Source organism: Novosphingobium olei, from assembly GCF_012927405.1.
Lineage (GTDB): Bacteria > Pseudomonadota > Alphaproteobacteria > Sphingomonadales > Sphingomonadaceae > Novosphingobium > Novosphingobium olei.
In genome coordinates this window covers 630264-650228 of sequence record NZ_JABBGM010000002.1, presented here as the reverse complement: position 1 = coordinate 650228, position 19965 = coordinate 630264, and the positions used below count along the sequence as shown (strand labels likewise).

Sequence of the window (19965 nt, the reverse complement as noted above, 5' to 3'; positions counted from 1 at the left end):
GTTTGTGTGCAATCTAATCCGCAGGCGGCCTGTTTCAACCGATCATCCGGCAAAGCTTTCCTGCGCGCCCCCAAGCTCCAACTTCGGGCCAAGCTCCAGCTTCTGCGCCTCGATCAGCGCATCGGGCAGGACGAACAGCGCCGGCGCATGGGTGTAGAGCAGCGCGGCTTCCACCGCCTTGCCGGGATGGATCGTGCGCAAGGCGGCAACATAGGCGGCCATCTGCCGCAAATACGCACCCGGGATGTCCTCGATCCTCAACGGCGGGCGGCGGCCGGTCTTGAAATCGACGATGCGCACCTTTTTCGGCGTGATCAGCAACCGGTCGATGGTGCCGCTGACGATGCGCGTGCCGACCAGCGCCGCCACCGGCACTTCGGCCAACGACCCCGGCCCGAACACGTCCTGCCAGCCGCCATGCGACAGCACGCGGATCGCCGCATCTGCCATGCCCGCCCGCTCGTCTGCATCGAACTCTTCCGCCGCCCGCGCCAGCCAGCCGAGCGCCGCGCCGCGCCACTCGTCCGGCGCGAGTTCGGGCAGCCGCTCGATCAGCTTGTGGATCAGCGTGCCGCGTTGCGCCGCGCGCAGCATCCCCGGCCCCGGCTTCACCGGTGGATCGGGCGCCTCGTCCTCACCCAGTGACGACGGCGCGAGCGGGCGCGGCGGCTTGGGCTCGGGCCCGATCGGCCGCACCAGCACCTCGGGCAGCACCAGCCCCGGCGCTGTCAGCGCAGGCTCGGCCACACCCGAAGGCATTGGTGGTAGGCTGCCCACCTGCTTTCGCCCGCCCCACAGCGGATCCTCGATCCAGCCGTCGGTACCGAACAGCGGCTCAAGTTGCGCATACCAGCTGTCTGTGGGCAATTCCTTGCGCTTGCGCCCCATCGCGCCGCCGATGAACAGCGCCTCCTCGGCCCGGGTCATCGCCACGTAGAGCAGCCGCCAGTGTTCCTCGCGCTCTTCGCGAGCGACTTTCGCCTCGGCCTCGCGCACCGGCCCGACGCGCTCTTCCTTGCGCAGTGCCGGCAGCGGCACCTCGCGCCGCGCATCGAGCACGACCTCCTCGATCGAACCGCCGCGCGCGATCGACTGGTCCGGATCGTCCGCGGCATCGGCAAGGATCACGATCGGCGCCTGCAACCCCTTCGAGCCATGCACCGTCATCACCCGCACCAAATTCTCGGGCTTGCCCGCCTCGCGCTTCAACTCCCCCTCGCCCGCGTCGAACCACTGCAGGAAACCGACGAGGCTCGGCACGTTCGAAGCGGCATAGGCCATCGCGGCATTGAGCAGTTCGTCGATCGGATCGTTGGCCTCGCTGCCAAGCCGCGCGACCAGCGCCTTGCGCCCACCCCAGGGGCCCACCAGCAACCAGTGCAGTAGGTCGTGCGGCGGTTGGTAGTCGGCGCGGGTCAGCAGGCTGCGCAGCCGCTCCATCGTCGGAAATGTCTCGGGCCCCTCGCGCTCGCGCAGGTGCTCCCACAGCCGCACGCCCTTGTCGCGATAGCCATGGGCGAGCAACTGTTCCTGGCTCCACCCGATCAGCGGCGAAACCAGCAGCGCGGCGAGATTGAGATCGTCCAGCGGTTGCGCGGCAAAGCGCAGCGCTGCGATAAGGTCCTTCACCGCCAGCGGCGCGCCCAGCCGCAGGCGATCGACCCCCGCCACAGGCACGCCCTGCGCATGAAGCCGCGCCACGATCAGCCCGGCAAGGTCCTTGCGCTTGCGCACCAGCACCATGATGTCGCCCGGCGTCGCCAAACGATGGCTGCCTTTCTGCAGGGGGAAGCCGTTTTCCAGCCATGCGCGGATCTGCCGCGCCAGCCGGTCCGCCATCTGCCGGTCGGGCCGCGACAACCAGCCGCCCTCTTCCGAAGCCTCGCCTTCTTCCTCCTCGCCCTCGGCGCCGGGCTCCAGCCCAACCGGTTGCCATAGCACCACCTGGCCCGGGCGGTCCTCGCCGACATGCGGTTCCGGCTCCTCGGGCAGGCCGAACCGCGCCGGGCCGATCAACCGGATCGCCCTGTCGACGAAGGCAAGGATGGGGTTGGCTGTGCGATAGGACTGCCCCAGGCCAAGCCCCAGAAGCTCGCGCGTCTCGTCGCCCAGTACCTCGGCCAGTCCCCGCAACTGTCTCGCGACGCGCTCCCTGGCGGCAGCGAAGTTTTCCGGGCTCGTCCCCTGAAAGCGGAAGATCGCCTGCTTGTAGTCCCCCACCACGAAGAGCGTGCGCATGCGTTCGGCGTGCTGGCCCTCGCCGGTGAAGAAGTCCTGCACCAGCCCGTCGAGCACAATCTTCCACTGCGCCGCATTGGTGTCCTGCGCCTCGTCGACCAGAATGTGGTCGAAGCGCCGGTCCAGCTTGTAGCGGATCCATTCGGCGCTCGCCTTCTCGGTAAGCAGCGCGGCGGCCGTGCGGATCTGGTCGTCGAAGTCGATGAACCCTTCGCGCGCCTTGGCCTCGTCCCAGGCAAGCGCGAAGCGACGGCCGAGCGTGAGCGCGGGTTCGAGCATCGCGGCCAGATCGACCAGCGCCTTGCGCTCGCGCACCTGCCCGATCCGCTCGATCACGCGGCCGGCGTAGCCCTCGTACTCCGGGTGCTTCTTGGCGATATTGGTGAAGGAGCGCGGACTGCCCTCCTTGGTCAGGAATACCTCGGCCAAGTGGTCGAGCGCCGCGAGCCGCTGCGGCGCCGTGCCCGCCAACCAGTCGCCCAGCGCATTGGCCGCCTTCACGCCCGTCGCCGTGGCCCACGCCGCGTTGGCCTCCATGCACCAGCACACCGAAGCGCAGTCGAACGCATCGTCGGCGCACATCGCGGCAAGGCCCGACCCGTCCTCGTCGGCCTCCAGCCCCAGCACGCGATTGATCCGCGGGCGGAGCGGCGGGGTCCAGCCGCTCGTCCCGAACCACAGCTCGCGCGCGCCCGCGCAGCGCAGCAAGAACGCCTCGATCTGGTCCTGCGCCATCCGCAACGACAAGTCCGACAGCGCATCGAGCAACGTCTCATCGCCCTGCTCCTGCGCAGTCACCAGCAGATCGGCCAGCACCTGCCGCACCAGCAGATCGCGGTCGCGATCCTCCATCGCGCGCGTCCCCGGCAGCAGCCCAGCCTCGACCGGGAAGGCCGAGAGCAACCATTGCGAGAACGCGTGGATCGTTTCGATCCTGAGCCCTCCTCCGGGGCAATCGAGCACGGCGGCAAAGCGGCTGCGTGCCCGCGCCTGCGTCTCCGGATCAATTCCCGCGCCAATCGCTTTAAGCTGCAATGCCAGCTCTGTCGCTGGCAGGCGTACCCAGCTTGCCAGCACCTCGTTGACGCGCGTCGCCATTTCCGCCGCGCCCGCCTTGGTGAAAGTCAGGCACAGCAGGTTCTCGGGCTCGACATCGCGCTGCAGCAACAACCGCAGCACCCGCGCCGAAAGCACCTGCGTCTTGCCAGTGCCGGCCGAGGCCGACAGCCACACCGTGCGGTCGGGCGCCACCGCGCGCGCCTGGTTGCCCTGCAGCGGATAGACCTTGCTCATGCGGCGTCTCCGCCCTTCAGGTCGCGGCCCTGCCATTCGTCGAGCCGCATCAGCTGGTCATAGTCGGTGTAGCCCGGAAGGTCCGGGTTGAGCCGCGCCGTGAACGGCTCGCTGCCCAGGATCCAGCGTCCGATGGCTTCCTTAAGGTAGCGTTCGGTCTCGGGCAGGAAGTCCTCTCGCGGGATGCCTGCCTGCTTCTTGCCGTCTTTCACCGGCTCGCTGCGATAGCCGAAGCCACGGTTCTTGTTACGGGCGAGCGACCAGTATTCGAAGACATTGGGCACGCCCGCCACGCCATCGAAGCCGCCGCCTTGCGCGATCAGGCCGATCAGGCCCAGCTGCAAGGCAAAGCCCTGCTCGACCATCCGGCCCGAAGGCGGCATTCCGGTCTTGTAGTCGATCACCGCCAGCGATCCGTCGGCCAGCCGGTCGATCCGGTCCGCCCGGCCATGGATGCGCACACCGTCGATATGGATGGCGCCCTTGGCTTCGACAGCCAGAACCTCGCGCCCTTCGCCCAGCAGCGTGTCCTGCTCGTGCTCGATCCACGCAAGCGCCGCCAGCAGGCGCGGCTGCCACAGTGCGCGCATGAACGGGTGCGCGCTCATTTCGGCAAGCTTCTGCTCGGCGAGCGGGATCAGCTGTCCCGGCACGCCCCCGGCTTTGTGCCACAGCTCCAGGATCGCGTGCACCGCCGTACCGCGCCACGCCGGGGTCGGATCGGCATCGATCGGGTCGAGCGCGCGCAGGCCAAGGATCGCCTGCGCATAGAACTGGTAGGGATCGCCGCGCAGCCGGTCGAGCGCGGTGACCGCAATCTCCACCCGCCGTTGCTCGGCCGAGGGCACGGGCTCGGGACGCGATGCCCCCTCCACCTTGTCCGGCCGGTCCAGCGCACGGGCCAGCCGCACGGCCTCGTCCTCGCGCACCAATTGGCGGCCCAGCATGGCGCGGATGCGCAGCAGGAAGCGCGACGGGATCACCGGACCCGCCGAATCGCGCGCGGCATGGCTCAAGACCACTTCGGGCGCACCCAGCGCGGCGGCAAGATCGTGTGCCGAAAGACCGATGCGGAAGTCCGCGCCCGGAATGCCCAGCGCGCGCAGCACCGGCGGCGCCAGCAGCGGGTCCGGCGCGGGCGCGGCGGGCCAGGTGCCTTCGGTCAGCCCCGCGCAGATCACCAGATCGGCCCGGCTCATCCGTGCTTCAAGCAGGCCGTAGATGGCAAGACGTGGATGACCGCCATAAGCCGGCCGGACAGCCACCTCGTCCAGCGCGTCGCGCAACAGCGCCGGCAATTCCAGCGGATCGACGATCAGGTCGGCCCGTGCCGCCGCTTCGCTCCACTGCTCCACGAAAGCAGCCAGGCTGCGCCCGTCGGCATTGGCCCACACGCCCTCGCCGCACAAAGCTTCTGCCGCCTCGGACAGCATCGCCAGGGTGGCGCCCAGCGGCAAAGGCTCATGCACCAGCAGCATCGGCACCAGCAGCGCCTCGACCTCGTCCCACCAGCCGCGCAGCCGGGGATAGCGCTTGCCCTGTGCCTGCACCGCATCGCGCACCGCTTCGACGCCCGGACCAGGGCGCGGTCCGCGAAGCACAAGATCAAGCTCGCGCACGCGCTCAAGCCAGCTGGCGCGAGCCTGCGGCCGCACCAGAGGGTGGCCGAGCAGCGCCAGCAGCGGCACCGGCGCAGCGCGCTCGGCCCAGCACTCGGCAATTTGCAGGAACAGCCGCCCGGCCGGCGTCTGCGGCAATGGCCGCCCGGCGGTATCATCCGCGCCGATGTTCCAGCGCTGCAGGTGCCCCACCACGCGGTTGGCAAGGCCGCGGTCGGGCGTCACCACCGCCACGCGCTTTTCGGGCACGTCCAGCGCCTGCCGCACCAGCACCGCGATGGCCTGCGCTTCTTCCTCGGGGTTCGCGCTCTCCATCATCCGCACGCCCGACAGCCGGCGCTGTTCGGGCGGCAGAGAAACCCAGGCCGCACTCGCCTCGGGCGGCAGGAACAGGTTGGAAATCGCGCGGCTGCGCTCGGGCGGCGCGGCCGCAAGCCCGGCGCGATGCCACGGCTGCACCTCGGACCGCGCCACACCCATGCGATTGAGCAGCAATTTCAGATGATACTGCGGATGCGTCGTCACGTCGCCGCGTCCGAACGGCGGTCCGCCCGGCTCTTCAGGTGCACCCGCCACGCCCAGCGCATCCCAGACGTCCGCGTCGAGTGCGAGATCGAGGTCGGGCAGGATTACCGCGCCTTCGGGCAGGTCCGCCACCACCCGCAGCAGCCGCGCGATCGCCGGGGACGCCGACGTAACCCCCGCTGCCACCACCGGATGGGCGGGAGGCTTCGCCTTCCACCGCTGCGCCGCATGCGCCAGCAGCCGGTTGCGCCGCTCGGGCGCGTCGATCCGCCCCATCCCGTCCAGTTCGGCCTGCCAGCGCGCCAGCACCCGTGCGAACAGCCGCGTGTTTTCCTGCCAGTGCTCCGACAGATCGCCAACCAGTCCGATCACTTCGGGGTCAAGAAGTTTCCCCGGGGAAACCCCTTCCACCGCCAGCCGGTCCATGCTTTGCACCAGCACCCGCGCCTGCCGCATCAGCCCGGCTTCGCCCGGCGCCTGATCGCCCAGCTCCTCGCGCAGCATCTGCGCTACTGCCAGCAGGCGCACCACGGGATCGACCGCCTGCGGGATGTCCGCCCCCGCCCCGATCGGATCGAGCAACGGCCCCAGCGTTTCATCGAGATCGAGGTCGCCCACCACCGCCATGCGCGGCAGCAGCAACCCACCGCCGCTCGCGCGGACGAACGCCTCGGTAACGGTTCGGATCGCACGCCTGCTCGGCAGCAGCAGCGTCAGCCGCGCAAGACCCAGCCCTTCCTCGCGATAACGCGGGATCAGCCCTGCGACGAGCGCATCGGCAAAGCCCCGGTGCGCAGCGATCGAATAGACCGAAGGGCGGCCGTCAGCCACCTGTCGTCAACCGCCGGTGAGCGCGGCCTCAGTCGGCGCGATCATCGCGGGCGCGCCGACTTCGTACCACAACCCGGTGTGCGGCAGCGCGAACAGCCGCCCCTCTTCGATCGCGCGGTTCCATAGCAGGTTGAACGAGAAGGGTCCGGCCGGCGCATCGCGCAGCAGCCGCGTCGACAGCAGCTGTATTCCCGCGAATATGTAAGGCGCCACTCGCCCGGGCTTGCGCCGGGTGACCTCGCCCAGCGGCCCCAGGTGGAAGTCTCCCACGCCATCGTAGTTGAACGCCTGCGCATGGCTTACCACCAGCAGCAGCGCGTCCATCTTGGTCTCGTCCCAGGCATCGCTCAGAGCTGCGAACACGTTGCGCGGGCCATCCAGCCAGATGTTGTCGCTGTTGAGACTGAAGAACGTGTCCGCGCCGATCAGGTCAAGCGCCTTGACCGTTCCCCCGCCGGTCTCGAGCAACTGGTCGGTCTCGTCCGAGATCGTGATCGCCGGCGCGCTACGGTGCGAGAGATGCGCGCGCATCTGGTCCGCAAGGTAGTGGACGTTGACCACCGCCCGCGCCACGCCCGCCTCGGCCAGCTTGTCGAGCGCATGGTCGATCAGCGGCCTGCCCGCCACCCGCACTAGCGGTTTGGGCCGGCTGGCGGTCAGCGGCCTCATGCGCTTGCCAAGGCCCGCTGCAAGCACCATCGCCACGTCGCTGGCCAGCGGCTTCGTCATACCTCGAACCTCCCGCCCAGCACGCCCGCGGGATCGCGCAACGCGGCCGAGATGTACTGGTCGAACCACGCCGCCACGGGCGCCAGCGCGGGATGCGCCAGATCGCGTTCAAGCAGCGCCCACACCCGGGGAATGTAGTCGAGATAGCGGGCCTTGCCGTCGCGCTTCCACAGACGCACGAAGATCCCGACGATCTTGATGTTCCGCTGCGCGCCAAGGCGGGCATAGTCCGCCAGGAAATCATCGCCCGGCTGTGCCTGCCCGACATAGTAATCGAACATCTTGGCCTCGAGATCGGGCGAGACATCGCGCCGAGCGTCTTGCAGCAGGGAGACGAGGTCATAGGCCGGGTGGCCGGTCAGCGCGTCCTGGAAATCGAGCAGCCCCTGCCGGTGCAGCCCGCCGTCGAGCATGATGTTCTCGGCATGATAATCGCGCAGCACCGTCACGCCCGGGCGCTGGCGCGGCAGCAGCGGCAGCAGCACTTCCTCCCAGGCCTGCGCATAAGCGCGGCTGTCGACGTAGAGCGACTGTGCCGGACAGAACCAGTCGATGAACAGTCGCGCCTCGCGCTGGTATTCGGCAAGGTTGTAGCCGGTGAAGGGCCCCGGCGGCAGGCGGTGCAGCTTGATCAGCGCATCGATCGCGTAGCGATAGACCTCCTCCTCGTCCTGCGGCCAGGCGTCGAGGTATTCGCGCATCCGCACTTCGCCGAAGTCCTGCAGCAGGACGAAGCCCTCGCTCGCTTCCTCGGCCAGGATCTGCGGCGCGTTGAGGCTGTTCGCGTCGAGCCACTTGGCCGCGCGGATGAACGGCTCGGGATCCTCGTGCGGCGGCGGCGCGTGCATCAGCATGGCGGTGCCATTGGAGCGTCGGATGCGGAAATAGCGCCGGAACGAGGCGTCTCCGGGCAAAGGTTCGACAACCGCCCCGGCCCAGCCGGCAGAGGCCAGGAACGGTTCGACGCCAGCGGGAATGCTCAGGTCCATGCCCCCCGCTCTAGCCAACCAGGGCCGGGCTCGACAATGGCCGTGCGCCCCTTTTCCCGCATTTCCAGACGGACGGTCAGGCAATTCACCTCATGCGAGAAACCGCCTGCTTGCTCGGGCCATTCCGCAAGCAGCGCAGCGCCTTCGCGATAGTCGTCGAGCCCGATCTCCTCCGCCTCGGCTGGATCGTCCAGGCGATAGAAATCGGCATGGACCAGCGGCAGACGAACCGCGGGCGGATCGTAGACCTCGATGATCGCGAAGCTCGGGCTGGGCACTTCGCCTTCGTACCCCAGGGCCGCGACAATCGAACGTGCCAGGGTGGTCTTGCCCGCGCCGAGCGTTCCTTCGAGCGCGACCACATCGCCAGCACGCAGGCGCCCGGCGATCCGCGCGGCCAGCGCCGCGCTCGCATCGAGGTCGGGCAGCGGCACTTCCACCACCCTGCTCACGGGAGCGTCACCACCGCACTGGTGCCCTCGCCCGGTTCGGACAACAATTCCAGCGTGCCGCCATGCGCTTCGATCAGCTGGCGCACCAGCGGCAGGCCAAGCCCCGTGCGGCGCTCGACCATGCGGCCGTCACCACTGATCTTCAGCCCTTCAAGCGCCCGTGCCAGCTTGGTCGGCTCCATCCCGCTGCCGTTGTCGGACACGACGACCTGCAGCTTTCCACCACGACGCGAACAGTCGATCTGGATCCACCCCCCCCGTGGCGTCGCCGCAATTGCGTTGTCGACCAGCTCGCCGAAAGCCCGGTGCAGGCGCCGCGTATCGCCGGTTACCGCCCCGATCGCATCGCTCCCGCGCAGATCGAGCGAAAGCCCCGCGGCATTGATCTTCTCGGCACGCTCCTGGACGACGGACGTCAGCAGTGGAAACAGCGGCACCTGCTCCTGCGCGATGGGAAGCGTTCCGGCTTCGCTCTGCGACAGGTCCAGCACGTTTTCGATCTGCTGGCCCAGCCGCTCGACCGAGGTCAGGATCGCCGCAACATATTCTTGCGCCTGTGGCGTCAGGTCGCCGGCGATCCCGGCTGCGAGCAGTTCGGCAAAGCCGCCGATCGAGGTCAGCGGGGTGCGGAATTCATAGCTCATGTTGGCGATGAACCGCGTCTTCACCGCATCGGCCTCGATCAGGGCGGCGTTGCGTTCGCGCAAGGCGGCTTCAGCCTTCTGGGAATCGGTGATGTCGAGCACGGTGAGAAGGCCGTTGCCATCGGGCAGCGGCACGCCCGCGAATTCGAGCTGGCGCCCGTCGCCAAGGGCAATGCGCCCGCTCTTGCCCTTGCGCTCGAGCGTGGCGGCCTGGATCACGTCGGCCAGCACGCCGACTTGCGCCGCGCGCTTCAATTTCCCGGCGATGCGATTGAGCAGCGCGTCGGCCCGCGGATGCGTTGCGAGGAAATCCTCCTCCAGCGCCCAGTCGTTGGCAAAGCGCCGGTTCCACAACTGCAGCTTGCCGTCGGGCCCGAAGACCGCGAGCGATTCGAAAAGGTTGTCAAAGGTAGCCGTGCGGGTGCGCAGCAGCGTGTCGCGGGTCGCCGAAAGCTGGAGCTGCTCGGTGCGATCCTCGAAGATCATCAGCAGTCCACCATCCGGCATCGGCTGGCCGACCACGCGCAAATGGGTTCCGTCCGAAAGGTGCCACGGTTCCTCTCGCGGGGCGCTCGACAGGAACCAGCCCTGCCGTTCGCGCCGCCATTCGGGAAAATCGCGCACTTCGGGCAAGCGGCCGGCATCGCGCATGCGGTCCAGCACTCGGTCGAACGGCGGCGTATCCACCACCCAAGCCTGCGGGATGGCGAAGATGCGCAGGAACGGCTGGTTTGCGAAGACCAGGTTCCGCTTGTCGTCGAACTGCGCAATCCCGGCCGACAGGGTGTCGAGCATCTGCCTCTGAGCATCGCGGAAACGCCGGAACTGGCGGGTCAGCTCCTCCATTTCCTCGATATCGACGGCGTAGCCTGCAACACCCTCGTCCCCGAGTGGCAGATCCGAAACCCGAAGCGATCGGCGCTGACCGCCGATCGTTGCCGATACGATGCGCGTGACTGCCTGCTTGCGGGCATGGACCTGCTTGGCGACTTGCGCTGCGGTCAGCCCGTCGGACGGTTCGACCAGTTCTACCCCCTGCGCCACCGCGTCCTCCGCCGTGCGCAGGCCCACTGCCTTGACATAGGCGCTGTTGACCAGCCGCAGCTGCATTCCCGCATCGCGGAACCACATCGGCAGCGGCGCCGCTTCGATCAGGCCCGAAAGCCCCGCGAAATCGGATCGCGCCTGCTGCGCTTCGGCCCGCAGGCGGCCAAGCTCTTCCTCGCTTTCGGAAAAGTCGAAGAACCACACAACCGCCGCGCCACCCGGCGCGATCTGCGGGTCCGCCAGATGCCCGGTCGCCCCAAGGCTGCGCCCGCCCCGCGGATGAAGCGCGAGGCGAAACGGCGCTCCGGTTCTTTGTGCACGGCGCACCGCATCGCCCAGCTTGGAAAGCTGCACCTCGTCGAAGCCGCGATCCTCGCCGTCAAGCTCGCTCAGGTATTGGGGCATCGCATCCAGGCCGAGCCAGCCCGCCAGCCGCGAAGGGCCCTCGATCCGGCCGTCGGCGCGCACCAGCAAGGGCAGCGCAGGCGCTTCCTCGACCATGCGCGACAGCCGGCGCGCCAGCCGCTGTGCCGCATCGGCCTTGCGCAGCTTCTGCCGCGCCGCCACGATCGCCCACAGCGCCGCCAACGTCCATGCTGCCAGCAACAGGGCAATGACGACCAGCGCGGTGTGGTTAAGCAACATTGCTTCCATCGCTAAGCGGCGCCTTCCTGCAATGCAATCCGGGATAGGCGCCGAATTGCAGCGGAACGCGCGGCTCTTGCGCAAAACTGCCTCGCCGCATGCAAGACGGGGCCCCGCATTGCTTCGGAGCCCCTTCCGGTATCGGTCCGCACGCTGGCGGCGGATAAGGTGTCAGTAACGGTAATGATCCGGCTTGAACGGCCCTTGCGAGGTTACGCCGATATAGGCCGCCTGCTTGTCGGACAGCTTGGTCAGCTTGACGCCCAGCTTTTCGAGATGGAGCGCAGCGACCTTTTCGTCGAGATGCTTGGGCAGCACGTAGACGCGGTTCTCGTATTCGCCGTTCTTGGTAAACAGTTCGATCTGCGCCAGCGTCTGGTTGGTGAAGCTCGCGCTCATCACGAAGCTCGGATGACCGGTCGCGCAGCCCAGGTTCACCAGGCGGCCCTTGGCAAGAATGATAATCTGCTTGCCGTCGGGAAACTCGACGAGATCGGTGCCCGGCTTCACTTCGGTCCACTTGTAGTTAGACAGCGCCGCGATCTGGATCTCGCTGTCGAAGTGACCGATGTTGCACACGATGCTCATCGGCTTCATCGCCTTCATGTGCTCGGCGGTGATCACGTCCTCGTTGCCGGTGGCGGTGACGAAGATGTCGGCGCGGGTCACCGCTTCCTCCATCGTCACAACTTCATAGCCTTCCATGGCCGCCTGCAGGGCGCAGATCGGATCGACTTCGGTGACCATCACCCGGGCGCCGCCGTTGCGCAGCGACGCGGCACTTCCCTTGCCCACGTCGCCGAAACCGGCGACGCAAGCGACCTTGCCCGCCAGCATCACGTCGGTTGCACGGCGGATGGCGTCGACCAGCGATTCCTTGCAACCGTACAGGTTGTCGAACTTCGACTTGGTCACGCTGTCGTTCACGTTGATCGCGGGGAACGGCAGCTTGCCGTCCTTGGCGATCTGGTACAGGCGATGGACGCCCGTGGTGGTCTCTTCTGACACGCCCTTGATGTTCTTGACCGATTCAGTGAGGTATCCGGGCTTGCGCTTGAGGAATTCCTTCAGCGCGCGGACGAACTCGATTTCCTCGGCATTGCTCGGTTCGAACAGTGCCTCGCCCGCTTCGACACGTGCGCCCCACAGCGCAAACATCGTGGCATCGCCGCCATCGTCCAGAATCATGTTGGCGGTCTGGCCGGTGCCGTCATCCCAGTCGAAGATGCGGCCGACATAGTCCCAGTAGTCGGCCAGGCTCTCGCCCTTGATCGCAAACACCGGGATCCCCGCGGCCGCGATCGCTGCGGCGGCGTGGTCCTGGGTGGAGAAGATGTTGCAGGTGGCCCAGCGCACGTCGGCACCCAAAGCCACCAGCGTCTCGATCAACACGGCGGTCTGGATCGTCATGTGCAGCGATCCCGTGATGCGGGCGCCCTTCAGCGGCTGCGCGGCGCCGTATTCGGCACGCAGGGCCATGAGCCCGGGCATCTCGGTTTCGGCAATGGCGATCTCGGCGCGGCCGAAGTCGGCAAGCCCGATGTCGGCGATCACGAAGTCGTTTTGGGCGGTCTGGGGGGCGGGGGTGGCCACGCGGCTGTCTCCTGAAAGCAGATTTGCATCGCCCATCCCTCGGACAGGCACCATGGTTCGCGCCTTAATCGTTCGCGGCAGCGCGCGCAATGGCGATATAAAGAAAGCTTTATATCTTCCTTCACGCTGACCACGCAGTTGCGCTGTCACAACCCCGGCCTATATCCACATCGCTCACACACGCGAACTTGGCAAAGTTCGACAGGAAAGGAAAAATGGGGATGACGATTTCGGTTGGAGACAAGCTGCCCGACGTGAAGCTGGTCAAGGCCACGCAGGAAGGCCCGGAAGCGGTGCAGAGCGCCGAATACTTCGCCGGCAAGCGCGTCGCCCTGTTCTCGGTGCCCGGCGCCTTCACCCCCACCTGCTCGGCCAAGCACCTGCCCGGCTTCGTCGACAAGGCCGCCGATCTCAAGGCCAAGGGCATCGACGAGATCGCCTGCACCGCCGTCAACGATCCGTTCGTGATGAAGGCCTGGGGCGCTGCTTCGGGTTCGGCCGACGTTACCATGCTGGCCGACGGCAACGGCGATTTTGCCAAGGCCGTGGGCCTGACCATGGACGGTTCGGGCTTTGGCCTGGGCACCCGCGGCCAGCGCTTCTCGATGATCGTCAACGACGGTGTTGTCGAACAGCTGAACGTCGAAGCTCCGGGCGACTTCAAGGTCTCCTCGGCCGAGCACATGCTCGAACAGCTCTGACGCAGCCCTGACAAGTTGTGCGGTGGGGGCGAGACCGCCCGTCCCCACCGCAAACTTTAGAAGGCGGTTGCAATTGTAACCCGCCGAAGCCAAGCATCGCACCATGACCAGCCCGTCATGGCTGGAACTTTGATAAACATATCAAGGACCTGTGATGCGATCTTTGCTTGCCGCAGCAGCGCTTGCCGCCACTGCCCTCACCCCTTCCCTGCTGACCCCCGCCCTTGCCCAGGAAAAGCCATCGGACACCAAGTCCGACGCCAAGACCCGCGCCGAGGCGCTGAAGGCCGACGTCGAGAAGGCCTGGGTCCGCCCGCCGGTGGAGGAACTGGCCAGCACCAGCAAGGGCAGCGTGACGGTGCGCGGCGCGAAGATCGGCTACACCGCGACGGCCGGGACGCTGACGATCCGCGATGACGACGGCAAGCCGGTCGCATCGATGTTCTACACCGCTTATACCCGCGATGGCGGCGGCAACCGGCCGGTCACGTTCTTCTACAACGGCGGGCCCGGTTCGCCCACGGTCTGGCTGCACATGGGCAGCTTCGCCCCTGTCCGGGTTGCGACCAACGACCCGGTGTACGTCGCTCCGCGCGACTACGCCGTCCGCCCCAACCCGGATTCGCTGATCGACAAGACCGACCTCGTCTTCATCGACGCGATCGGTGCGGGCTGGTCACGGCCGCTGGGCGACAAGACCGGCAAGGATTTCTGGGGTGTGGACCAAGATGCCGATGCCTTTGCCCGCGGCATCATGCGTTATGTCGACAAGTACAACCGCTGGGACAGCCCCAAGGTGCTGTTCGGCGAAAGCTATGGCACCTTGCGATCGGGTGCCGTGGGCGCCCTGCTTGAAGAGCGCGGCATGAGCGTGGACGGAATCGTGCTGCTGTCGACGATCCTGAACTATGGCGTCCGCCAGCCGGGATACGACCAGAACTACCAGATCCTGTTCCCGACATATGCCGCGACCGCTTGGTACCATAACCGCGTGCCCAACCGTCCGGCCAATCTCGAACAGTTTCTGGCCGAGGTGCGCGCCTTCGTCGCAGGCCCATATGCCGCGGCGCTGGCCAAGGGCGATGCCGTGCCGGACGAGGAAAAGCGTGCCGTGGCTCGGCAGATGGCGGCCTATACCGGGCTGTCCGAGGATTATATCCTCAGATCCAACCTGAGGATCAGCCTGGGCCACTTCCAGACCGAACTGCTGCGCGACCGGGGCGTCGCCACCGGCCGGCTCGATACGCGCTACCTGCTCAACGTAGCGGACGCCAATGCCGACAGCCCTGAGGACGATCCTGCAAGCACCGCCATCACGGGCGCCTACTTCGCAGGATTCCGTAATTACGCGTCACAAGTGCTTGGTTACAAGTCAGATATGCCGTACAAGCTATCGGCTCGGGACGGCTCGTTCGACTGGGACTGGAAGCACCGCGCACCGGGTGATCGCTACCCCCAGCCCTCGCCCAACACGGCCGTCGACCTCGCCTCTACGATGCGGGTCAATCCCGATCTGAAGGTACTGTTCCTCAACGGCTACTTCGACGCCGCAACCCCGTTCTACTCCACCGAGTACGACGTCGCGCACATGGGCCTGACGCCGGAGCTCAGAAAGAACATCAGCTTCCGCTATTACGAGAGCGGACACATGGTCTATCTCAATCCACGCGAACTGACGCACATGCACGACGACGTTGCCGCATGGTACGATCAGACAACGCGCCGGTGACAATCGGCTAGCGATCGAGGATCGGCTCGAGGAAGCGGATGACCCGCGCCTCGAGCTCGATCCGGCGGTCGGACCAGGAATGATCGGTCGGAACGTGGGCCGTCACGACCTTTCGCCCGCCCGCCTTGCGCACCGCCTCGACCAGCACGTCGCCATGGGAGGCAAGGCCGTCGTCCGACGTCAGCACCAGCAGCGGTGTTGCTTTCAACGCATCGGCCTTGATCGCGTAATCCCATTCGCCGGCGTGCGCGGCCAGTTCATCGGCCATCATCTCGGGATCGGTGCCGGCGAGCGTTTCGCTGTTGTCGGCCATCAGCTTCACCCTGTCGTCGCGCGATGACTTGCCGACAAGGCCGAAATCGCCGGCCGAGATCAGGACCAGCCCCTTGAGTGCAGGTTCCGCCGCGCCGGTCATCGCCGTGACCCAGCCGCCCATGCTGTGGCCGACCATCGCCACGCGATCGGGATCGACACCGAGGCGGGCAGCATTGGCCGGGTCGCGGACGAAGGCGAACACAGCGCGCGCATCTTCGAGGTTCTGGGCGAACTGGAAAGCGCCCGGGCTTCCCCAAGATCCGCGATAATTGAAGGTGATGGCATTCCAGCCCTGCCGCCGCAGGGCCTGCGCCAGATCGAGGTTCTTTTCGTTGCCGGGAAGACCGTGACAGACAATGACCGTGGGATGCGGCCCCGCACCCGATGCAAGGTAGGCAACGCCGTTGATCTCGACCCCGCCCGACCGGATGTGCAGCACAACCATGCGCGCTGGATTGGTCGGGTCGGGTGCCGGATCGGTGTAGATCGAGGCCGGAAGGCTTGCGGGCGGCGGGCCCGCCATCGCCGGCGCCCCGCCGATTGCCATCAGGCATGCCGCGATCGCGCTCGCGAGAGATGGACTGGACATTCGCTGCATCACGGGTCCCCGGTCAACCACGGAGCGCCAGATTCAGGTTTGGCCTGCCCGCTGTCAATCGGGGTGCTAAAAAGGAGACGTCAGAAGCCGAACCGGATGCGCGCGACCACCTTGTCACCGACGTGGCGGCCGTCGGCATAGGGTGACGGATCGCTTTCCGCCTTGGTGCGGTTGATGTCATTGCCGACGTAATCAACCCCCACGGTGAACGGAAACTGCGTGTATTCCAGCCCGACGCGCCAATCGGCGTAGTCACCACCGGGTCTCAACCGGGCGGCACGGGGCGAGCTGCCACTACCCGTGGTGTAGCCAAGACCTGCCGACAAGCTGACCGGAAATGCGGGCAGACCCGCACGCGCATCGGCATGCAGATAGAGGTTCTGTCCACCGATCGCCGCCTGGCTCGGCGCAAACACGGCGCCGGCCCCGAGGTCGATCGGTCCGATCGAATAGCGGGTGCCAAGCGCCAGTTCGACATAGTCCATGCGCCGGTCGGCCCCGGTGAACACATGGCCGATCACCGAGCCGCGCAAGGAAAACCCGCCCGCGTCGAACTGCTTGCCAAGCTCAAGATCGCCCACGGCATCCGCGCCGCCGTGGCGATCCGATCCGCGCAGGGCGACAATGCGGGCAGAAGCGTCGAAGCCGCTGATCTCGGCTTTGCCGTCGACCGATCCGGTGATCTCGCCATCGCTCCAGCCGATCCCCCGCCGCACTTCGTCGGTGGCGGCTTCGATGCCGCCGCTGAGCGCCACTTGCGCATGGGCAGGTAGCGCGCTGCCGAGCGCGAGCAGGGAAAGGGCGATGGCGGAGGCGTGTTTCATTGGATCATCCTGTTGCGGAAGTGGCGCGAACCATTGCATCGGCCTGCGCCATCACCGCCTTCGTGTCCTGCGTTGCGTGATCGCGCAAGCGGGCCTGCAACGCGCCGTCGCGCGCAGCGGCCTTCCCGGCGAAGGCACTCCTCTCGCTGGCACACCATCCGGGTCGCACGGTCTGGAACACGTTCGCCGATCGGACGGTCGAGTTGAGCGACGTTCCCGACGTCATCCGCGCTGTCCGCACGATTTCTAGATCGACCCGCCAGATGCAGCGAAGGCTTGCCGGCCGCCCCGCCGCCCCCGGTGATCCGACCTGACGCGCGGTGACGACGGGCGTTCCAACCCAAGTGGTCGGTACGGCGCCCGAGGCGTGTTCTATCACGCGTTCATGCACGACGGGCTCAGCCGCGCTGGCCGGGGTGGCGACTGCGATCCCTGCGGTCACGGAAACGAGGGTAATGCTTGCGGCTGCCTTCATCATTCTGCTCCTTCCCAAGCCGTTGCAGGCCTTCAGTCGGAACAGGGAATGGTCGGCAGGAGTGTCCGCCAAATGCCTGCGCTGTTTTATTTTATTTCGACACGGTCAGGCTGGTAGCGCGTAGATCGCGGTTGCCTGCGCGACGAGCGTATGTGCATCGTGCTGCCAGAGGCGCACGTCGATCGTCGCCAGCCTGCGTCCCAGTTTCAGCAGCGCGGCATCGGCAAAAACCGGGGCAAGCGTGGCGCCCCGCAGGAAGTTGATGGTGAGGCTGCTCGTCACGGCCATCGGCTGCGGCCCGATATGCGCAAGGACGACGGCATAGGCCGCAACGTCGACCAGCCCCATCTGCGTGGGTCCGGACACGAGGTTACCCGGACGCAGGCTTTCAGGCCCAGGATCGAGCCGCATCCGCACGCGTCCGGGCACCAAATCCACCACGCGGCCGAGCCGGCCGTGCACCTCGACCGGGAAAGCGCCGAGCAGGAGTTGCTGCAGCGCATCCATCTCCATGACCGGAACCGGGGCGGCCATGTCAGTAGCCCATCAGGCTGAGCACTTCCTTGCGGCTGCGATTGTCTTCGAGGAACGTGCCGATCAGCCGGCTGGTGACCATGCCGACGCCGGGCGTGCGCACACCGCGACCGGTCATGCACCCGTGCTGCGCCTCGATCACCACGGCGACGCCGTGTGGCTTGAGGGCATCCCAGATGCACTGCGCGACTTCGCTGGTCAGCCGTTCCTGAATCTGCAGACGGCGGGCATAGGCGTGCAGCACGCGCGCCAGCTTGGAAATGCCGACAACCTTGTGCCGGGGCAGGTAGGCAATGGCCGCCTTGCCCACGATCGGCGCCATGTGATGTTCGCAATGCGACTGGAACGGGATGTCCTTCAGAAGGACCAGCTCGTTATAGCCGCCGACTTCCTCGAACTGACGCGCTAGATGCGCCGAAGGGTCCTCGCCATAGCCCTGGCAGTATTCCTTCCATGCGCGGGCCACGCGCTTGGGTGTATCGAGCAGGCCTTCGCGGGCGGGGTCGTCGCCAGACCAGCGGATCAGGGTGCGGATAGCCTCCTGCACGTCATGCGGAACGGGCTCCTTGCCGCGCGCCAGATCGTCATCGTCTTCATCGTGCAGGTGATCGTGCGCCATCTTGCCTCCCAAAGCCTTCTCTTCGCTCAACGCGGCCGGCGCAGGATACGGCTCTTGAACAGGCCGCCGCGTCGGTAGAACGCCAGCATTTCCTCCGGGCGCTCGGGATCGAGCACCTCGGCATCGGCCAGCGCCTTTTCGGCCTCGCTCAATTCGCGCGGAATGAAGCGGCGCAAGCTCTTGCCCGTTGCCGGCACGGCCTCGATGGCGGCGGCCATCGAACCGTGCCGTTCGACAAGGTCCGCTACCGCGTCGCTCGACAAACCGCAATGTTCGGCAAGCAAGCGCAGGCGCAAGCGCATGATCGCCTCTCCGCAATGATGATTGCCGGGGCGGGCACAGTCGATGAACACATCGCACTCGCTGTCGAGCCCCATCGAGCGGTTGTTCATGTTGGCAGAGCCGACACGAAGGATCTCGTCATCGACGATGGTCAGCTTGGAATGCACGTAGATCGGCGTGCCAGCCGCGTTGTACGGGTGCCAGATGCTGAATCGCCCGGCGTGGTCTGCCTCGCGGATCGCGCGGAACAGGCGGATGCGCGCGCCGTCCATCGCCGCCTGTTCAAGCCAGCCATCGCTGCTTTCGGGCATCACCAGCACGATCTCGGGCGGGTCGGGCCGCGCCAGACGCTCGGCAATCGCCTCGGCCACCACGCGAGAGGCGAAGTACTGGTTTTCCGCGTAGATGAAGCGCTTGGCCCGCGCGATGTGCTCGACGAACATAGCCTCGATCTCGCGCACTTCGGCAGCGTTGCCGTACTGCGACCGAGTCCGGGCGATGCCAACCTCGACATCGTTGAATTCGGCGTGGATATCCTCGGGCCACGGCGTCTCGTCCTGCGGCTTGCACGCGGGCATCGGGCGTCCACCTGCCTGCTCCCAGCGCGTTCTGCCATAGTTGCCAAGCACCTTCGCCACTTCGCCTTCGAGCAGCATCGTGCAGTCGTGCCACGGGCCGTAGAGCTTTCCGCCAGGGCGGCGGCGGCGGGGGTCGTTTTCGATGTGGTCGCTGGTGTCCCAGCGATCGCCCGCCATGTCGATACCGCCGCACACGGCGAAGCGATCGTCGATCACCACGATCTTCTGGTGATGGCTGCAGCCCAGCGGATGCGCGCTGTCGAGCTTGAAGCCTATGCGCGGATGCTTCCACCAGCGCAGCAGGTCGACGATCATAGACCCGCGGAACACAGCCTTCAGCGCGCCGAAGTTCCACTTCAGCACCTTGATTTCCAGCGGCTTGTTCCGGTTGGCCAGCCAGACGACGAAGGCACCGAGCCGCGCGGGCGCAATGCGCTTGCGCGGCAGGTTCCACCAGCGCCGACCGTCACCGATCAGGATGCGCGTATCGAAATCCCAGCCGATCATGAGGATGCGCTGGCGCGCGGCCAGCATCGCACCGCGCATCAGTGCGAAATAGTCGGCCGCATCGACGACGACATGGGCCCGCGATGCGCGCGCATAGCGCCAGACCGAAGCGGTTGGCGCTGCAAGGTCGCCCTGATCTGTCCTCTCCACGACCACGACTATGCAACGCGGCGCTTGTAACCGCCAGTCACGCAGCTT

General features: G+C 66.8%; 15 protein-coding genes. 2 read left to right on the top strand and 13 right to left on the bottom strand.

Going from position 1 to position 19965, the window contains the following annotated elements; genetic code table 11:
• Positions 1 to 42: 42 nt before the first annotated feature.
• From addA to ahcY, 7 genes are all read right to left on the bottom strand, one after another.
• Complete coding sequence (gene addA, locus HHL27_RS07110) at positions 43 to 3531, bottom strand: double-strand break repair helicase AddA (protein ID WP_206069417.1); 3489 nt, start codon at positions 3529 to 3531, stop codon at positions 43 to 45.
• Positions 3528 to 6506, bottom strand: a complete 2979-nt coding sequence (gene addB, locus HHL27_RS07105; RefSeq protein ID WP_169492661.1) for a double-strand break repair protein AddB — start codon at positions 6504 to 6506, stop codon at positions 3528 to 3530. The genes addA and addB overlap by 4 nt, the downstream gene beginning before the upstream one ends.
• 6 nt (positions 6507 to 6512) lie before the next feature.
• Complete coding sequence (locus HHL27_RS07100; protein ID WP_169492660.1) at positions 6513 to 7235, bottom strand: nucleotidyltransferase family protein; 723 nt, start codon at positions 7233 to 7235, stop codon at positions 6513 to 6515.
• Positions 7232 to 8224 (bottom strand): aminoglycoside phosphotransferase family protein, encoded by a 993-nt coding sequence (locus HHL27_RS07095; protein WP_169492659.1) that lies wholly within the window; start codon positions 8222 to 8224, stop codon positions 7232 to 7234. Before HHL27_RS07095 ends, HHL27_RS07100 begins: the two co-directional genes overlap by 4 nt.
• Positions 8215 to 8667 (bottom strand): tRNA (adenosine(37)-N6)-threonylcarbamoyltransferase complex ATPase subunit type 1 TsaE, encoded by a 453-nt coding sequence (gene tsaE / locus HHL27_RS07090; protein ID WP_169492828.1) that lies wholly within the window; start codon positions 8665 to 8667, stop codon positions 8215 to 8217. Before tsaE ends, HHL27_RS07095 begins: the two co-directional genes overlap by 10 nt.
• Before the next feature lie 5 nt (positions 8668 to 8672).
• Complete coding sequence (locus HHL27_RS07085; protein ID WP_169492827.1) at positions 8673 to 11012, bottom strand: sensor histidine kinase; 2340 nt, start codon at positions 11010 to 11012, stop codon at positions 8673 to 8675.
• A 171-nt stretch (positions 11013 to 11183) separates the two neighbouring features.
• Complete coding sequence (gene ahcY, locus HHL27_RS07080; RefSeq protein WP_240959553.1) at positions 11184 to 12641, bottom strand: adenosylhomocysteinase; 1458 nt, start codon at positions 12639 to 12641, stop codon at positions 11184 to 11186.
• Positions 12642 to 12826: 185 nt separating this feature from the next.
• On the opposite strand from ahcY, the gene HHL27_RS07075 reads away from it, so the two are divergent.
• Both HHL27_RS07075 and HHL27_RS07070 read left to right on the top strand, forming a co-directional pair.
• Entirely contained in the window at positions 12827 to 13306 is a 480-nt protein-coding gene (locus HHL27_RS07075; protein ID WP_169492657.1) for a peroxiredoxin, read from the top strand.
• A 154-nt stretch (positions 13307 to 13460) separates the two neighbouring features.
• Positions 13461 to 15035 carry a S10 family peptidase gene (locus HHL27_RS07070; protein WP_169492656.1) on the top strand — a complete coding sequence of 525 codons (1575 nt, stop codon included), beginning with the start codon at positions 13461 to 13463 and terminating at the stop codon, positions 15033 to 15035.
• A gap of 7 nt (positions 15036 to 15042) precedes the next feature.
• On the opposite strand, the gene HHL27_RS07065 is transcribed toward HHL27_RS07070, so the two are convergent.
• The 6 genes from HHL27_RS07065 to HHL27_RS07040 form a co-directional block, all read right to left on the bottom strand.
• Complete coding sequence (locus tag HHL27_RS07065; RefSeq protein ID WP_240959448.1) at positions 15043 to 15939, bottom strand: alpha/beta hydrolase family protein; 897 nt, start codon at positions 15937 to 15939, stop codon at positions 15043 to 15045.
• 89 nt (positions 15940 to 16028) lie between these two features.
• Positions 16029 to 16772: a TorF family putative porin gene (locus HHL27_RS07060; protein ID WP_169492655.1), complete on the bottom strand. Its 744-nt coding sequence runs from the start codon at positions 16770 to 16772 to the stop codon at positions 16029 to 16031.
• Between the two features lie 4 nt (positions 16773 to 16776).
• Entirely contained in the window at positions 16777 to 17247 is a 471-nt protein-coding gene (locus HHL27_RS07055; protein WP_169492654.1) for a hypothetical protein, read from the bottom strand.
• A 105-nt stretch (positions 17248 to 17352) separates the two neighbouring features.
• Positions 17353 to 17781, bottom strand: a complete 429-nt coding sequence (locus HHL27_RS07050; protein ID WP_169492653.1) for a PaaI family thioesterase — start codon at positions 17779 to 17781, stop codon at positions 17353 to 17355.
• 1 nt (position 17782) lies between these two features.
• A complete protein-coding gene (gene folE / locus HHL27_RS07045; RefSeq protein WP_169492652.1) occupies positions 17783 to 18400 on the bottom strand; it encodes a GTP cyclohydrolase I FolE in 618 nt (205 codons plus the stop codon).
• Between the two features lie 26 nt (positions 18401 to 18426).
• Positions 18427 to 19917: a phospholipase D-like domain-containing protein gene (locus tag HHL27_RS07040; protein WP_338114842.1), complete on the bottom strand. Its 1491-nt coding sequence runs from the start codon at positions 19915 to 19917 to the stop codon at positions 18427 to 18429.
• Positions 19918 to 19965 lie beyond the last annotated feature (48 nt).

What these genes read in the sequence shown, in the direction of transcription:
- addA (WP_206069417.1), bottom strand. Translation starts at nt 3,531, where the DNA reads ATGAGCAAGGTCTATCCGCTGCAGGGCAACCAGGCGCGCGCGGTGGCG.
- HHL27_RS07100 (WP_169492660.1), bottom strand. Translation starts at nt 7,235, where the DNA reads ATGACGAAGCCGCTGGCCAGCGACGTGGCGATGGTGCTTGCAGCGGGC.
- HHL27_RS07095 (WP_169492659.1), bottom strand. Translation starts at nt 8,224, where the DNA reads ATGGACCTGAGCATTCCCGCTGGCGTCGAACCGTTCCTGGCCTCTGCC.
- HHL27_RS07085 (WP_169492827.1), bottom strand. Translation starts at nt 11,012, where the DNA reads ATGTTGCTTAACCACACCGCGCTGGTCGTCATTGCCCTGTTGCTGGCA.
- ahcY (WP_240959553.1), bottom strand. Translation starts at nt 12,641, where the DNA reads ATGGGCGATGCAAATCTGCTTTCAGGAGACAGCCGCGTGGCCACCCCC.
- HHL27_RS07075 (WP_169492657.1), top strand. Translation starts at nt 12,827, where the DNA reads ATGACGATTTCGGTTGGAGACAAGCTGCCCGACGTGAAGCTGGTCAAG.
- HHL27_RS07070 (WP_169492656.1), top strand. Translation starts at nt 13,461, where the DNA reads ATGCGATCTTTGCTTGCCGCAGCAGCGCTTGCCGCCACTGCCCTCACC.
- HHL27_RS07065 (WP_240959448.1), bottom strand. Translation starts at nt 15,939, where the DNA reads ATGTCCAGTCCATCTCTCGCGAGCGCGATCGCGGCATGCCTGATGGCA.
- HHL27_RS07060 (WP_169492655.1), bottom strand. Translation starts at nt 16,772, where the DNA reads ATGAAACACGCCTCCGCCATCGCCCTTTCCCTGCTCGCGCTCGGCAGC.
- HHL27_RS07055 (WP_169492654.1), bottom strand. Translation starts at nt 17,247, where the DNA reads ATGAAGGCAGCCGCAAGCATTACCCTCGTTTCCGTGACCGCAGGGATC.
- HHL27_RS07050 (WP_169492653.1), bottom strand. Translation starts at nt 17,781, where the DNA reads ATGGCCGCCCCGGTTCCGGTCATGGAGATGGATGCGCTGCAGCAACTC.
- folE (WP_169492652.1), bottom strand. Translation starts at nt 18,400, where the DNA reads ATGGCGCACGATCACCTGCACGATGAAGACGATGACGATCTGGCGCGC.